The organism is Pannonibacter sp. CBAS1226 (genome assembly GCF_055685825.1).
Genome location: NZ_JBVOUO010000001.1, coordinates 125,718 through 139,814, shown reverse-complemented (window position 1 = coordinate 139,814; position 14,097 = coordinate 125,718). Strand labels below are relative to the sequence as shown.

17 protein-coding genes are annotated in these 14,097 nt (G+C 65.6%); 12 read left to right on the top strand and 5 right to left on the bottom strand.

Annotated features, from left to right (window positions below):
* The first annotated feature begins 1 nt into the window (after nt 1).
* From AC0CMF_RS00670 to AC0CMF_RS00655, 4 genes are read left to right on the top strand one after another with little or no spacing between them, the layout of a single operon-like run.
* Nucleotides 2-1,054, top strand: a complete 1,053-nt coding sequence (locus tag AC0CMF_RS00670; protein ID WP_374629436.1) for a FecCD family ABC transporter permease — start codon at nt 2-4, stop codon at nt 1,052-1,054.
* The gene (locus AC0CMF_RS00665; RefSeq protein WP_374629437.1) at nt 1,051-1,809 is read left to right on the top strand and encodes an ABC transporter ATP-binding protein; all 759 of its coding nucleotides are present in this window, start codon (nt 1,051-1,053) and stop codon (nt 1,807-1,809) included. Before AC0CMF_RS00670 ends, AC0CMF_RS00665 begins: the two co-directional genes overlap by 4 nt.
* Nucleotides 1,806-3,119 carry a hypothetical protein gene (locus tag AC0CMF_RS00660; protein WP_374629438.1) on the top strand — a complete coding sequence of 438 codons (1,314 nt, stop codon included), beginning with the start codon at nt 1,806-1,808 and terminating at the stop codon, nt 3,117-3,119. Before AC0CMF_RS00665 ends, AC0CMF_RS00660 begins: the two co-directional genes overlap by 4 nt.
* Nucleotides 3,112-3,621, top strand: a complete 510-nt coding sequence (locus tag AC0CMF_RS00655; RefSeq protein WP_374629439.1) for a hypothetical protein — start codon at nt 3,112-3,114, stop codon at nt 3,619-3,621. Before AC0CMF_RS00660 ends, AC0CMF_RS00655 begins: the two co-directional genes overlap by 8 nt.
* Nucleotides 3,622-3,715: 94 nt before the next feature.
* On the opposite strand, the gene AC0CMF_RS00650 is transcribed toward AC0CMF_RS00655, so the two are convergent.
* On the bottom strand, nt 3,716-4,651 hold the full coding sequence (locus tag AC0CMF_RS00650; RefSeq protein WP_208982659.1) for a polyprenyl synthetase family protein: 936 nt from the start codon (nt 4,649-4,651) through the stop codon (nt 3,716-3,718).
* Nucleotides 4,652-4,898: 247 nt separating this feature from the next.
* Between AC0CMF_RS00650 and AC0CMF_RS00645 the strand changes: the two genes are divergently transcribed.
* The 3 genes from AC0CMF_RS00645 (at nt 4,899) to AC0CMF_RS00635 (ending at nt 6,459) form a co-directional block, all read left to right on the top strand.
* On the top strand, nt 4,899-5,132 hold the full coding sequence (locus tag AC0CMF_RS00645) for a putative signal transducing protein (protein ID WP_094461948.1): 234 nt from the start codon (nt 4,899-4,901) through the stop codon (nt 5,130-5,132).
* Between the two features lies 1 nt (nt 5,133).
* Nucleotides 5,134-5,982: a tRNA1(Val) (adenine(37)-N6)-methyltransferase gene (locus AC0CMF_RS00640; RefSeq protein ID WP_374629440.1), complete on the top strand. Its 849-nt coding sequence runs from the start codon at nt 5,134-5,136 to the stop codon at nt 5,980-5,982.
* 144 nt (nt 5,983-6,126) lie between these two features.
* Nucleotides 6,127-6,459, top strand: coding sequence for a hypothetical protein (locus tag AC0CMF_RS00635; protein WP_058899497.1), 333 nt, complete (start codon nt 6,127-6,129; stop codon nt 6,457-6,459).
* An 86-nt stretch (nt 6,460-6,545) separates the two neighbouring features.
* On the opposite strand, the gene AC0CMF_RS00630 is transcribed toward AC0CMF_RS00635, so the two are convergent.
* Both AC0CMF_RS00630 and AC0CMF_RS00625 read right to left on the bottom strand, forming a co-directional pair.
* Nucleotides 6,546-6,818, bottom strand: a complete 273-nt coding sequence (locus tag AC0CMF_RS00630; protein ID WP_334252634.1) for an usg protein — start codon at nt 6,816-6,818, stop codon at nt 6,546-6,548.
* Between the two features lie 111 nt (nt 6,819-6,929).
* A complete protein-coding gene (locus AC0CMF_RS00625; RefSeq protein WP_374629442.1) occupies nt 6,930-7,313 on the bottom strand; it encodes a c-type cytochrome in 384 nt (127 codons plus the stop codon).
* A 265-nt stretch (nt 7,314-7,578) separates the two neighbouring features.
* On the opposite strand from AC0CMF_RS00625, the gene AC0CMF_RS00620 reads away from it, so the two are divergent.
* The 4 genes from AC0CMF_RS00620 to AC0CMF_RS00605 all read left to right on the top strand — a co-directional run bounded on the left by AC0CMF_RS00620 (nt 7,579) and on the right by AC0CMF_RS00605 (nt 11,091).
* Nucleotides 7,579-8,526, top strand: coding sequence for an AAA family ATPase (locus AC0CMF_RS00620; protein ID WP_374629443.1), 948 nt, complete (start codon nt 7,579-7,581; stop codon nt 8,524-8,526).
* An 11-nt stretch (nt 8,527-8,537) separates the two neighbouring features.
* Entirely contained in the window at nt 8,538-9,791 is a 1,254-nt protein-coding gene (locus tag AC0CMF_RS00615) for a vWA domain-containing protein (protein ID WP_374629445.1), read from the top strand.
* On the top strand, nt 9,791-10,597 hold the full coding sequence (locus AC0CMF_RS00610) for an AraC family transcriptional regulator (protein ID WP_374629446.1): 807 nt from the start codon (nt 9,791-9,793) through the stop codon (nt 10,595-10,597). Before AC0CMF_RS00615 ends, AC0CMF_RS00610 begins: the two co-directional genes overlap by 1 nt.
* A 92-nt stretch (nt 10,598-10,689) precedes the next feature.
* The gene (locus tag AC0CMF_RS00605) at nt 10,690-11,091 is read left to right on the top strand and encodes a DUF2000 domain-containing protein (protein WP_050472689.1); all 402 of its coding nucleotides are present in this window, start codon (nt 10,690-10,692) and stop codon (nt 11,089-11,091) included.
* A 7-nt stretch (nt 11,092-11,098) separates the two neighbouring features.
* On the opposite strand, the gene AC0CMF_RS00600 is transcribed toward AC0CMF_RS00605, so the two are convergent.
* Together AC0CMF_RS00600 and AC0CMF_RS00595 are read right to left on the bottom strand one after the other, a co-directional pair.
* The gene (locus AC0CMF_RS00600) at nt 11,099-11,611 is read right to left on the bottom strand and encodes a L,D-transpeptidase (RefSeq protein WP_374629447.1); all 513 of its coding nucleotides are present in this window, start codon (nt 11,609-11,611) and stop codon (nt 11,099-11,101) included.
* Nucleotides 11,612-11,759: 148 nt separating this feature from the next.
* A complete protein-coding gene (locus tag AC0CMF_RS00595) occupies nt 11,760-12,899 on the bottom strand; it encodes a branched-chain amino acid ABC transporter substrate-binding protein (protein ID WP_374629448.1) in 1,140 nt (379 codons plus the stop codon).
* Nucleotides 12,900-13,092: 193 nt separating this feature from the next.
* Between AC0CMF_RS00595 and AC0CMF_RS00590 the strand changes: the two genes are divergently transcribed.
* A complete protein-coding gene (locus AC0CMF_RS00590) occupies nt 13,093-14,094 on the top strand; it encodes a P1 family peptidase (RefSeq protein ID WP_374629449.1) in 1,002 nt (333 codons plus the stop codon).
* Nucleotides 14,095-14,097: the final 3 nt, after the last annotated feature.

Below are 14,097 nucleotides of genomic sequence, written 5' to 3'. Positions count from 1 at the left end.
GATGACGATCGCCGCAGCTGAAAACCGGCGCGGAAGGCCGGCCGGCCTGCAGATCGGGGCGTTCGGGCTCATGGTTCTGGCGCTGTGCGCCAGCATGCTGTTCTCGATCGGCGCCGGACGCTTTTCCGTCGATCTGACGCGCATTGCCGAGATACTGGCGGCGGCGGCGCTCAACCCCGGCGCGGCACCGGCCGAGATGGACGAGCGCATCGTCCTGCTCGTGCGTCTGCCGCGCGTGCTGCTGGCGGCGTTGTCAGGTGCCGCACTTGCCGTTGGCGGTGCGGCACTGCAAGGCGTATTCCGCAATCCTCTGGTCTCGCCGCAGGTGCTCGGCATCAGCCAAGGCGCGGCCTTCGGCGGCGCACTTGCCATTCTGTTCGGCTATTCCGGCATGGTGCTGCTCGGCATGGCCTTCGTTCTGGGCCTGTCGGCGCTGGTTCTGGTCGGGCTTCTGGCCCGCATCAACGGCCGCACCGAGGTGATCACGGTGATCCTCGCCGGCATGATCATCGGGGCGCTGTTTGCAGCGCTGGTGTCCATCGTGCAGTTCGTTGCCGACCCCAACACTTCTCTGCCTGCCATCGTGTACTGGCTGATGGGGTCGTTCTCGACCGCCACCTGGCCGAGACTGTGGCTTGCCGTTCCGGGCATGGGCCTTGGCCTTGCCGCCGTCTGGCTGCTGCGCTACCGGCTCAATCTTCTGGCGCTTGAAGAGCAGGAAGCCCGCTCGCTCGGCGTCAATCCCGACCGGGAACGCTGGTACATCTTCATCGCCATTTCGCTGATGACCGGCACCTCGGTGGCGGTGGCTGGCATCATCGGCTGGATCGGCCTCGTCGTGCCGCATGCAGCGCGCATCCTGGTCGGCGAAGACCATCGCGCGCTGATCCCGGCCTCGGCGCTGCTTGGTGCCGCCTATCTGACGCTGATTGACACCATGGCGCGCACGCTGACTGCAGCCGAGATCCCGCTTGGCGTCCTGACCGCTCTGGTGGGTGCCCCGGTGTTCGGCTACCTGCTGCGGCGCCATTTCAGGGAGACGAACCGCGCATGATCGGGCTTCACGATGCGTCCGTATCCTTCGGCGCCCGCACGCTGTTTTCCGGCATCACCTTCAACGTGCCCGTTGGCCGCTCCATGGCCGTCCTCGGCCCCAATGGCCGCGGCAAGACCACGCTTTTACGCGCCATGCTCGGCTTTCAGCCGTTGGCAAAAGGCAGCCGCAGCGCACCGAAAACTGCAGGCTACGTGCCGCAGCACGGCGCCTCGCAGGCAAAGCTGTCCGGCCTTGACGTGGTGATCATGGGCCGGGCCGCCCGGCTGGGCCTGTTCGGCCAGCCCTCCGCGGAGGATCACGCAGCAGCGGAAGAAGCACTGGCCGAGGTTGGTGCGTCCCATCTGGCCGGGCTTCGCTACGACCGCATGTCCGGCGGCCAGCGGCAGATGGTGCTGATCGCCCGCGCCATCGCCACCGGATCGCCCGCACTGATTTTCGATGAGCCGACCTCTGCCCTCGACCTCGGCAACCAGTCGCGCACGCTGGAGCTTCTCAACACGCTGCGGCTCCGCCGCGACAAGGCAATCCTCTTTACCACCCACGACCCGAACCATGCCCTTGCCGCAGCCGACGATGTTCTCCTGATGATGCCGGGCGGCCGCGAGATTCATGGCACCGTCGATGAGATGATCGAGCCCGGCAATCTCTCCGAACTCTACGGTGTCGCGATGCGATGGGTGGACATCACTGGACCTGCAGGCGAGATGCGCCGGGCAATCCTGCCGGCCTTTGCCGGAATAGAGGCCGCATGAGCACGATCTATCTGAAATCCGCCTATGACGCCCCCTCGGAGGCGGTGCTGGCGGCCGCAGCCGAAGGCCTGGTGACAATCGTCGGGCAACCGGAGCTGACTGCGGACATGCTTCTGGCGCACGAGGGCCTGATCACCGGCAATCAGCTCGACCAGAATGCCATGCTGGCGTTGAAGGACGGGCTCGCCGCCTTTCTCAATGCCGGCGGACGCTGGTTCTTCAACGGCCATATGCTCCGCCCGCTGGTGGATGGCATGGCGCAGTACCGGCCAATCGAGGCGCCGAAACGAGCCGATTTCAACCTGTCGTCCGTCAACCCGCATCCGCTGTTTTCCGGTATCGAGCTCTCGAAGCTTGAGACCAACAAGGGTGTGGCGGGCTTTTACGGCAGAGGCTGCAATCCGATGCCCGAGGGCGCGGTCGCGGTTAACGGGCTGGGCCCGGCAAACGTGCCGGTCGACTGGGTCTGGGCGCGGCCGGAAGGCGGGCGGATCTTCTCCCATGCCGGAAATGACCTCGGCTCCATAGGGCTGGAATGGGACCTCGCGGGCGAGTTGATGCGGCGGATCATCGGCTGGACCCAGGGCGGCGCCTGCTTTGCCCCCTGGCCCGCCGCACCGTCCGCACCGGCGGCCGATCTGCCGCTGGCAGAACCTGAGACCTACACCGGCATGCGCAATCAGCGCCGGACCGGACGGCGGCGCGTGGTCGCGCCCTCCTGTGGCACCTATTACCATATCCGCAGTCTGGAGGGCGCGCGCTACACTGATGTCTTCGATGTGATCTGCGCGCCCGAGCAACTCGGTGACGTCCTGCAGCCCAGCGATATTCTCTGGGTTCCGTGCCGCACGCCAGCGCAGCGGATGATCGCTCAGAAGCCCGTGCTTGCCCGCCACCTGGAGGCCGGCGGCACGGTGATTGCGCTTGGCGAGAGCCGGTCCGACCTGTGGCTGCCGGATGTCAGCTTCACCGGAACCCCGACGAACTGGTGGTGGTGGCTCGACCCGGCCGCCGATCTCGGCGTGCGCGTCACCGGGGCTGCTGCCAGCCATCCGCTGATGGCCGGGATCGGCAGCAAGGACGTGACATGGCATCTGCATGGCTGGTTCACGCCGCCGGATGGAGCCACTGTTCTTGCCCGCGACGGTGATGGCCGCACCATTTTCTACGAGGACAAGGTCTCGACACCCGGAACGATGATCCTCTCCTCACTCGACCCGATGTTTCACCATGGCTCGCATTTCATGCCCGCGACGACGAGCTTCCTCGACCGTTTCGTTCCCAACCTGAAAGCCCTTGCAGATGACTGATTTCATTACTGTTCTGGACAACGGCCGTCCGCTTGGCTTCACCTTCGATGCCATCAACGCCTATCACGGCGGCGGCTTTCCCGGCGGCGTCGCCCACGCCCTGAAGGCGATGCAGGCAGCGTTTCCACGGCTCTCCGATACGCCGCTGGAGCGGCGCGAAGTCACGATCGTGACAGCCTTCTCCGGCCCCGGTGGGCACGATGCGCTGGAAATGGTGACCCGTGCACTGACCGGGGGACGGTTGACCGTCGACAAGGCGATTGGCGGCAAGGATGTCATCACCGATCACCCGGGGCCCTACGTCTTCCGCTTCAGCTATCGCGGGCGGACGGCAGAGGCCGTGATCAGGCCGGGGCACGTGAAAGAAGAATTCGTCACCCTGGGCGCCAAGAAGGACAAGACACCCGGCGAGATTGCCCGGCACGAGGAATTGAAGGCCGAAATGGCCAGCCGCCTGCTGCCGCTTGCTGCGGAAGACGTCTACGCCGTCAGCGTGTCGTAAGGCTCTGCCCGCCCGCCGGTATCAATCTGCGGGCGGGCGGGGCTTCAAAGTTCACCAGCATATTGCTGAAATGACGGCCTTTGCCGGGTGAGCCTCAGCTCACCCGGGCGATGCAGAATTCGACGGCTTCGCGCAGGGCGTCCGTCAGCGGGCCCTGCGGCAGTTCATCGAGGGCGGCCATGGCGCTGGCGCCATACTGGCGGGCGCGGACAATGGTTTCCTCGATGGCGCCGTGACGGCGCATCAGGGCAATGGCTTCTTCAAGATCGCCGTCGCGGATGTCACCCTCTTCCAGGCAGCGCTTCCAGAAGGCGCGCTCGCTGTCCGTGCCGCGCTCCAGGGATACGACGACCGGCAGCGTGATCTTGCCCTCGCGGAAATCATCGCCGACCTGCTTGCCGAGATCCGCGCTCGACCCGCCGTAATCCAGCGCATCATCCACGAGCTGGAAGGCAAGGCCGAGATCCATGCCATAGCGGCGGGCGGCAGCACGCTGGGCCCCCTCGACACCGGCGATCACAGGCCCGACTTCGGCAGCAGCCGCAAACAGCGCAGCGGTCTTCGCCTCGATCACCTTGAGATACTGTGCCTCATTGGTGGAAATGTCCTTGGCCGCACCCAGCTGCATCACCTCGCCCTCGGCGATGATGGCAGAGGCTTCGGCGAGAATGCGCAGGGCTTCCAGCGAGCCCACGTCCACCATCATCTTGAAGGCCTGGCCGAGCAGATAGTCGCCGACGAGAACGCTGGCCTGGTTGCCCCAGAGCTTGCGCGCCGCCAGCTTGCCCCGGCGCATGTCGCTCTCGTCCACCACGTCGTCATGCAGCAGCGTCGCCGTGTGCATGAACTCGACGCTGGCCGCGAGGATGACGTGGCCCGTGCCGCGGTAGCCGAACATGTCCGCCATGGCGAGGGTCAGCATGGGCCGCAGGCGCTTGCCGCCCGAGTCGATCAGGTGCTTGGCAATCTCGGGGATAAGCTCGACATTCGAGCCCGCCTTGGACAGGATCAGATCGTTGACCTGCCCCATGCCGCCTGCCGTCAGATCGACGAGCGGCTGGATTGCGGGCTTGGCTTTCTTCAATTCGGGTGCGGAAGCGGCGACGGCTGCCAAAACACTCTCCCAAGGCTGGTTTTGGCGGACAATAGGTCGCCGAGCGTCCCCCCGCAAGGGATCAATCGTTTGACAAGGCAGTGAACAGTGTTGTTCACCACCGGAAAAGACGCATAAACCATATGTCTGCACTGCGCTCTATTCAGAGAGGGAAACCGGGATCATGGAAGAACTGCTGAAGACCAATGATCTGGTTCTCATTTCAGCTGTGGGAGCGATGTTTGACGAGGCCGGGATCGCGCATTTTGTCGCGGATGCCAACATGAGCATTCTGGAAGGCTCGCTCGCCATGATTCCCCGGCGAATCCTTGTCCCTGCCGATCAGATCACCGCCGCCCGCCGCCTGATGCGCGACGCGGGCCTTGGCCATGAGCTGACACCGGAAGAAAGATCCTGACGTGACGCGCCAGATCCCTCCTGCCCCAGTCACTCCTGCCCCTGGCCTTGCCGCCCTTGCGCTGCCGGAAGGCGTTGCCACCACACGCGATGCCTTTCTGGGCGGGCTTGTCACCGTCGAGCAGCCGGCGAAAGGCTTCCACCGTGCCGGCCTTGATGCGGTCTATCTGGCAGCAGCCCTGCCCGATGGCACAAAGGGCCATGTGGTGGATCTGGGCGCAGGTGTTGGCACAGCGGGCTTCTGTGCGGCAGCGCGCCTGCCGGATATTCGCGTCACTCTGGTAGAGATCGATCCGCTGGCCGCGCTTCTGGCCCGGCGCGCACTGGCTGATTCCCTCAATAACGCTTTTGCACCCCGCGTGAGCGTGCTGGAGGCCGATATCACCGCCAAGGGCTCCCAGCGCCATGCGGCAGGGCTCACCCCTTGCATGGCCGATCACGTGATCATGAACCCGCCCTATTACCAGCCCGGCCAGTTCCGTGCCTCTCCCTCGGGCGAGCGGGCCAGCGCCCATGTGCTGGACGAGCGCGGGCTGGAGCCATGGGCGAAGACGGCAACCGACATCCTGCGCGAAGGCGGAACACTCACCGTCATCTTCCGTGCCGATGGCCTGCAGGAGTTGCTGGATGTGTTTCAGGGCCGGTTCGGTGCCATCGACATCATCCCCCTGCGCCCGCGCGCCGATGCTGCCGCCACCCGCATCCTGCTGCGCGCCATCCGCGCCAGCAAGGCGCCGCTGCGGCTGATGCCGGGCTTTGTCCTGCATGAGGGCGATGGCTCTAACTTCCGGCCGGAAGCCCGTGCCGTCATGCGTGACGGCAAGGGGCTGGGGATACAGCCAAGGTCCTGAAACGCCCTGACCGGCAGATTTGGGGTCAAGTTCTCCGGCCGCCGGAATCTCCCGGTAGATCTTGTGACAAGGATGCTTCACCAGCGCCGGAAGGGATGGCGAAGCAGACCGGAGCTCATGAGAAATACCAGGGAGTAGAAGCTCATGTCTGAACTTGATCCGCTTACCCAGGCCCGCCAGCACATCGAGAAGCACCTCATCCTGAGGGCCTCGTCCGATGCCGCCTTCCGCGAGCTGCTGAAGAGCAACCCGCATGCGGCCATCAAGGAGCTGATCGGCAATGACCCGATCCCCTCCTACAAGATCACCGTGGTTGAAGAGGCCCCGGGCGAAGTCGTCCTCGTGCTGCCGCGCTCCATCGGGCAGGACGAATTGCCGGACGATCTGCTGGACTTTGCTTCCGGCGGCACTAGTTTCTCGGCCTTCATTCTCTACGGCCCCCCGTATCCGGATGGCGGCGGCTGCAAGAAGAAGTGATGAAGCCCCGACAGGGTTAGGCTCCACCTTCAAGAAGGTCCACGGCAGGGGAGAGGCCTGCCGTGGAAAGTGCAGGGGCGGCGGTCCTAATGGATCAGGAACTCGCCCTTGGCATAGCGCACATCGCGCGGGCCGATCAGATCCTGATGCGCCAGACGCACCGAGTGGATGAAGGCGTGAATTTCCCGCTCCCAGAACGCCAGAAACCGGCGCAGTTCCGGAAAATTCGGGGCCTTGTCCTCGGTTTGCCAGAGGAAACTCTGCAGAAGGGCGGGATGATCCGGCATCCTGTAGAGGATTTCAGCCGTCAGCAGCCCGTAGCCTGCCATCTGCTTGCGGAAGTCTTCGCTTGTGCCCATGGAACACCTCATGCCTTGACGAAACCACGGCAAAAGTGTCGCGCCAGCGAAGTAAACGCGCAATTAAAAAACGAGTCTTCCTCATATTTTTCAATATGTTAGCAGCAGACTTCAGTGAGTGCTGCCAGCACCATCTGGGCTCTGGATGCTCTTCAGATAGGCAATGAAGGATGTCACATCCTGCGCTTCCAGCGCCACTTCCGGCATGTCCGGATGGCCTGTGACGATGCCCTCGGCCAGGCTTTCCGCCAGATCCTCGACCGGATAGCGCTGCCCGAGATCGCGGAAGGCCGGAGCGTCCGCATTGGGCGAGGCATCATCCACACCAACGGCATGGCAGGCCGCGCAAGCCTCTTTGGCGATCAGCTTGCCGCGCTCCACCTGCGCCGCCTCTGCGAGTGTCCCCTGCGCCTGCACCACACCAACGCCCGGTGCAGCGAACAGAATCACCGCCACGGCCGCAGCGCGCAGCCCTCGCGTGAAAAGCTTGGTCATGTCCCTCTCCCTCAAGGTTTCTGCAGGTCTGCCGTCGCATGCCCCGCAGATCGTCCACCCTCAGCGTCCCTTTGCGTGCCAGCCCCCCTTCTGCTTCGCAAGTCCGTCAAAACCCTCAGCCTCCTGTACCAATGGCCAGCCGCGATACGTCAGCACGGAAATACGGCAAAAGGGGCTGTCGCTTGCCCGCAGCGCCTATATGTTAGGGACAACGACAAGACCTCCGGCCTTCAGGCCGGGCCGCACGTTCCGGGAGCCCTTCCGCATGACCACCGCCCGCACGCCCCTTCCCGATAGCATCGACGGCACCCTGGCGCTGCTGGATCAGGGCGGTTACGTCGCCGGCCGTGATCTGGCAACCGTGCTGCATCTGGCGCTGCGCATGAAGCGGCCGCTGTTTCTGGAAGGCGAGGCCGGCGTCGGCAAGACGGAGATTGCCAAGGTTCTGGCCGCCACGCTGGGCCGCAACCTCATCCGCCTGCAATGCTACGAAGGTCTCGACATCGCCTCTGCCGTCTATGAGTGGAACTATGCCGCGCAGATGGTGGAGATCCGCATTGCGGAAGCGGCTGGAGACACGGACCATGCGGACCTCTCCCGCTCCATCTTCAGCGAGCGTTTCCTGATCAAGCGCCCGGTGCTGCAGGCGCTGGAGCCCTCGCTCTCCGGCCCGCCGGTGTTCCTGATCGACGAGCTGGACCGCGCTGACGAAGCCTTCGAGGCCTTCCTGCTGGAGGTGCTGGCCGACAATCAGGTGACCGTGCCGGAACTGGGCACCATCAGGGCGCAGGAGCCGCCCGTGGTGATCATCACCACCAACCGGACGCGCGAGATCCACGATGCCCTGAAGCGCCGCTGCCTCTATCACTGGGTCGACTATCCGGATGCAGAGCGGGAGCTGGCCATCGTGCGGCGCAAGGTGCCGGGCGCACCCGAACGGCTGACGGCGGAAATCGTCGCCTTCGTCCAGCGCCTGCGCGCCACCGAAGACCTGTTCAAGCAGCCGGGCGTTGCCGAAACCCTCGACTGGGCCACCGCACTGACCGAACTGAACGAACTGGCGCTGGACCCGGACATGGCCAATGACACGCTGGGCGTTCTGCTGAAGTATCAGGACGATATCGAACGGGTGCGCGGCTCCAGGCTGCGTCAGATGGTGGAGGAGATCCGCAGCTCACTGCCATCCACCGCAGCCGCCATGCCGAACGTCTGAGCGCAGCGCCCATGACCACCCCCGCCGCCCCGCAAGCAGAACAGGCGTCCAGCCTCGATGGGCGCATGGTGGCGAATATCGTGCATTTCGCCCGCACCCTGCGCAAGGCAGGCCTTCCGGCTGGCCCGGCTTCCATCATCGACGCGGTGCGGGCGGTGGAGGTGAGCGGCATTGCCAGCCGCGAGGACTTCTACTGGACGCTGCATGCCGTCTTCGTTCACAAGCGCGAGCAGCGGGTGCTGTTTGACGAGGCTTTCCGCATCTACTGGCAGAGCCGCGGGCTCATCGAGAAGATGCTGGCCATCCTCTCCCCCGTTGCCCCGCCGCGCGGCACGCCGGAAAAGCCCAAGGCCGGACAGACCCGTGTCTCTCAGGCCTTCAAGGCCGCCCGCGAGCGCGAGCCGCGCGAGGAGCAGCCCGAGGTGGAGGTGGATGCCCGCTTCACCGTCTCCGGCCGTGAGCTGCTGCAATCGCGGGACTTTGCCCAGATGACCGCTGACGAAATCGAAACGGCCAAGGCGGCGCTCCGTGCCATGGCGATGCCGAAGGACACGATCCGCCGCCGCCGTCTCGCCCCTGCCCCGCGCGGACGCATCGACCCGCGCCGCACGATGGGTGCGACCCTGCGCGCAGGCGGGGCGATCATCGATCTGAAGCACCGCAAGCCGCAGGAAAAGCGCCCGCCGCTCATCGCCCTGTGCGATATCTCCGGCTCCATGAGCCAGTATTCCCGCCTGCTCCTGCATTTCATGCATGCACTGACGGAAACGCGGCCCGCCGTGCACACCTTCCTGTTCGGCACGAGGCTCACCAACGTCACCCGGCAGTTGCGCATGAAGGACCCGGACGAAGCGCTGGCCGCCTGTTCCGCCGGTGTGGCCGACTGGTCCGGCGGCACGCGCATTGCCACTGCCCTGCACGAGTTCAACCGCCTCTGGTCCCGCCGCGTGCTGTCGGGCGGGCCAACGGTGCTGCTGATCACCGACGGGCTGGAGCGGGACACGGACGAGGATCTGGCGCGGGAAATCTCCCGCCTGCACCGCTCCTGCCGGCGGCTGATCTGGCTCAATCCGCTGCTGCGGTTTGACGGGTTCGAAGCCAAGGCCAAGGGCATCCGGGCCATGCTGCCGCATGTGGACGAGTTCCGTGCCGCGCATTCGCTGGATGCCGTCGCTGATCTCGTGCGCACTTTGTCGGGCGAAAGCGCCGGGCCATCAGCGGCCTCCACCGACCCGCGCCACTGGCTGCGCAAGGCGGGCGTCTGATGCGCGCCAACCGCTATCATCATCTCGGCTGGCTGCAGGGCATTGAACTTTACGAAGCCGATTTCAGCACCCAGACCTTCAGCCGCCACGCCCATGAAGGCTTTGCCATCGGCGCCATTGCCGAAGGGGTTGGCGGCTATCTCTGCCGGGGCGAGCAGATGCTGCTGCCCGCCGGCTCCCTGTCGCTGATGAACCCGGAAGAGCCCCACACCGGCCACGCGGCGGCCGGCAGCGTGCGCTACAACATGGTCTATGCCAGCGAAGCCGCCGTGCGGACCCTGCTGGACCTCAAGGATCTGCGCGGCTTTGCCACCGTCGCCCCAAGGGACGAAGGCCTGCAGCTGACGCAGGCGCTGAGCCGCCTTGCCCAGCGCGTCAATGCTCCCGCTGCCCCCGGCTGGCGGCTGGCCGTGGAAGAGGTCATGCAGGCCGTGCTCGGCCTTGCCTTCACCCGCCATGGCCGGGCCGCCCTCAGACCTGCCGGTCAGGAACCGGCAGCCGTGAAACGCGTGCGGGAGCGGATTGCGGAAGGCGTTGCCTCAGGCGACGATCTTTCGCTTGAGGGCCTTGCGGCCCTTGCCGGGCTTACGCCCTCCTACCTGATCCGCAGCTTCTCCCGCGCCACCGGCCTGACGCCCCATGCTATGGTCCTGCGCATGCGGACCAGACAGGCTCAGGCGCTGATCCTTGACGGCATGGCACCGGCAGATGCAGCGCTGGCGGCGGGCTTCTGCGACCAGAGCCACATGATCCGCCAGTTCCGGCGCCAGCTTGGCATCACGCCCGGCGGTCTCATCCGCCACTGATCCGCGCTCTTCACAGGCAGGCGGAAAGGTCAATTTCATCCAAGACCACGGCTCCGCACGCATGGCATGGCTGCCGCAAAAGGAGCCCTGCCATGACTTTGAAACCCGTCATCATCCTGTCCACCAGCCTGCCGAAAGGATTGCAGGCCAATTTTGCCGCCATTCTGGGCATGAGCCTCGGACGGCTGCATCCGGAGCTGATTGGTCCCGCCACACAGGACAGCGAGGGCCATCTGCTGGAAGGCATCACCCAGGTGGCCGTGCCCATTCTGGGAGCCCCTGCCGAGGATCTTCAAAGTCTCTTTGCCGCCGCAGAGAGCATGCCCGTCCGCCTCGCCTATATGCGTGCCGCCTTCGAGGCGCGGAACTATGCGGATTACACGGCGCGCATCGCCGCAGCCCCCCTGAAGGATCACGAGCCGCAGGCGATCCTTGTCGCCGGGCCGCGCAAGGCCGTTGACCGCCTGTGCGGCGCCCTGCCCCTGCTGAAGTGAGCCAGCCTCACGGCAGCGCGATCACCGGGGTGTTTTCACGCACGCGCTGGATCAGGTCGGCGATGTGTTCGTTGTGCATGCGGATGCAGCCATAGGACACCGGGCGGCCGATGCTGCCGGGGCGGTTGGTGCCATGGATGGCGAACTCACCGCCTGCCAGCGTCATGGCGGCAACGCCCATCGGGTTGTTGGGCGCACCGCCTTCGATCCGGTCCGGCATGTCCGGAAAATCGCGTTTCACCACCGCGGGCGGAATCCAGGCCGGGCGCAGATAGCGGCCCGTCACATAGGTACGGCCGGTCCAGGCCTTGCCCTTCTTGCCGACCGCCACCGGATAGGCCAGCGCCTGCCCCTCTCCCAGCACCAGATAAAGCCGCCGCTCGCTGTTGCGGATGACGATTGTGCCCGGCGCAAGCCCCTGCGATGCAAAGGCCACGCGCTCTGCACGGGCATGCACCGGCGCGGCAGTGGCAAGACCCAACAGGCCGCCACAAACCGCCACAAGCAAAAGCAAACGCATGATCACGGCAATAGGGCGCATAAGTTCCCCCGGCACACCAGACAGGCACAGACGTTGGTGAGGCCGGACGTCACACAGCCTCACCCGGCCAATCTAGCGCAGGTGCCGAACAGAGGGCATTGCCCGGAGGCGTATTCTTAAAAAAGCGTTAACGCGGCAGGTCCAAGGGACGGAACCGGCCATCCTGCCAGCGGTACCAGGAAAGGCCCGTGCCCTCCCGGTCCCCATCGGGCAAGAACGAGACTGTGCCGCTGACCGTGTCAAAGCTGCCGGACTGAAGCGCTGCGGCCACGGGCGCGAAGTCGAAGCTGCCGGAGGCGCCGGTAGCTGCCGCGAAGAGCTGGACGGCGGCGTAGCCATCCGTGGCATAAGGAGACGGCACCATGCCCGCAGCCCGCATGCGGCTGGCAATCTCACGGGCAGGACTGTCCGGAACGGCGGCCGGATCGGCCATGAAGGCCACCTCGACACGGTTTGCCGCCTCGCCTGCGGCAGCGCCAAACTCCATCCCCATGGCCGCGTCGCCAGCCAGCACGGGCACTTGCATGTCCAAGGCGCTGAGGGCGGCGGCGAGATGCCCCGCATCTGTCGCATAGGCGCCCAGCACCACCACATCCAGCCGCTCCCCCTTGAGCGCCGAGGCCAGAGGCTTCAGGTCCCGTGCACCCGCATCAAATTCCCGCTCCAGCGCAGGAGAGAGCCCCTTTGCCTGCATCGCAGCCTTCACCCGGGCGGCAAAATCCTTGCCATAGGCGCTGCGGTCGGTGACGAGGCCGATGCGCTTGTCCGCAAACTCCTGAGCAAGACGCTCCGCGATGAAAGGCGCGGTGGCATCTTCGCGCGGCCCAAGCCGGAAGAAACCCGGCCCCGGCCGTGCTTCGGTCAGTTGCGGCAGCGCGGAAGCCACCGTGATCTGGATGCGCCCCGCCTCCGCATAGACGGGCGCTGCCGCCAGTGTGGCGCTGGAGCACAGGTGCCCGATGACGAGTTGCACGCCCTTGCCGGTGAGCTGATTGGCCAGCGCCGCTGCCCGCTCCGGGTCGCAGCGGTCATCGGCTTCCTCCAGCACCAGCTTTTCCCCGCGCAGGCCGCCACTGGCGTTGATGTCTTCAACCGCCAGCCGCGCCCCGGCCAGGATCTGATCCCCCAATGGCGCAAACTGGCCGGAAAAGGCGGCGGCAACGGCAATGCGAATGTCCGCCTGTGCGGGAGCGGCCAGCACACCTGTCAGCACACTGGCCATCACCAGTCCCACAGCAAATGGCGCCAAGCTCTTGAACTGCCGCATGAATCAACGCCTCATCAAATACTGGCCTCCGTCGCCGCCCGCATCCTAGCCAAGGCCGCAGCCGGATGCCACCTTGAACCGCGCCACAGGCATGCCCCTTTTCAACCGGCAGCAAAGCCTCCTAAGCTCGGAAGATATCCCCGGCGGCCAACGGCTGCTGCAACACAATGCAAGCACCGGAAGGAATAAGACCTTGCGCAATCTCATCACGGATGTTCCGGGTCTCAGCGTTGGATCGGCAGAGGATATGACGCTGAAGTCCGGCGTGACGGTGCTGCTGCCGGATGAACCGGCGGTGGCTTCCGTTGCCATTCACGGCGGCGCGCCGGGCACACGTGATACGGCCCTGCTGGAGCCGGACCAGACCGTAGAGAAGGTCGATGCGCTGGTGCTTTCCGGCGGATCGGCCTTCGGGCTTGATGCCGGGGCCGGTGTGCAGGCCGGGCTTGCCGCCATGGGACGCGGCTTTCAGGTCGGCCCCGTGCGCGTGCCGATCGTGCCCGGCGCCATCCTGTTTGACCTGATGAATGGCGGGGACAAGAACTGGGGAGACTACGCCCCCTACCGGGAGCTTGGCCGTGCTGCCCTTGAGGCAGCGGGGCTGGACTTCTCGCTCGGCAGCCATGGCGCCGGATGCGGTGCCACCACCGCAAATCTCAAGGGCGGGCTCGGCTCCGCCTCCCTGCACCTGTCCGGCGGCGCCACCGTCGGCGCGCTGGTGGCCGTCAATGCGCTTGGCCGGGCCACCATGGGCGATGGCCCGCATTTCTGGGCAGCGCCTTTCGAGCGGGGCGATGAATTCGGCGGCCTTGGACTGCCGTTCCCCCTCCCCGCAGACACAGCCGTGCCGCGCACCAAATTCGATGCCCTGCGCGCCGGTGCCAACACGACGATCGCCATTGTGGCCACCGATGCCATCCTGACCAAGGCAGAAGCCAAGCGCCTGGCTGTCATGGCCCATGACGGCCTTGCCCGGGCCCTCTGGCCTGCGCACACGCCGATGGACGGGGATCTCGTCTTTGCGCTCTCCACCGGCCGCCACAGGCTGGCAGAGCCATTGGCGGACATGATCGAACTGGGCGCCGCCGCTGCTTCCAGCCTCGCCCGTGCCATTGCCCGCGGCATCTATCATGCCACCCCGGCCAAGGGCGATACGCTGCCCGCCTGGCGGGAGCATTACGGCAAGGGGAAATGACGC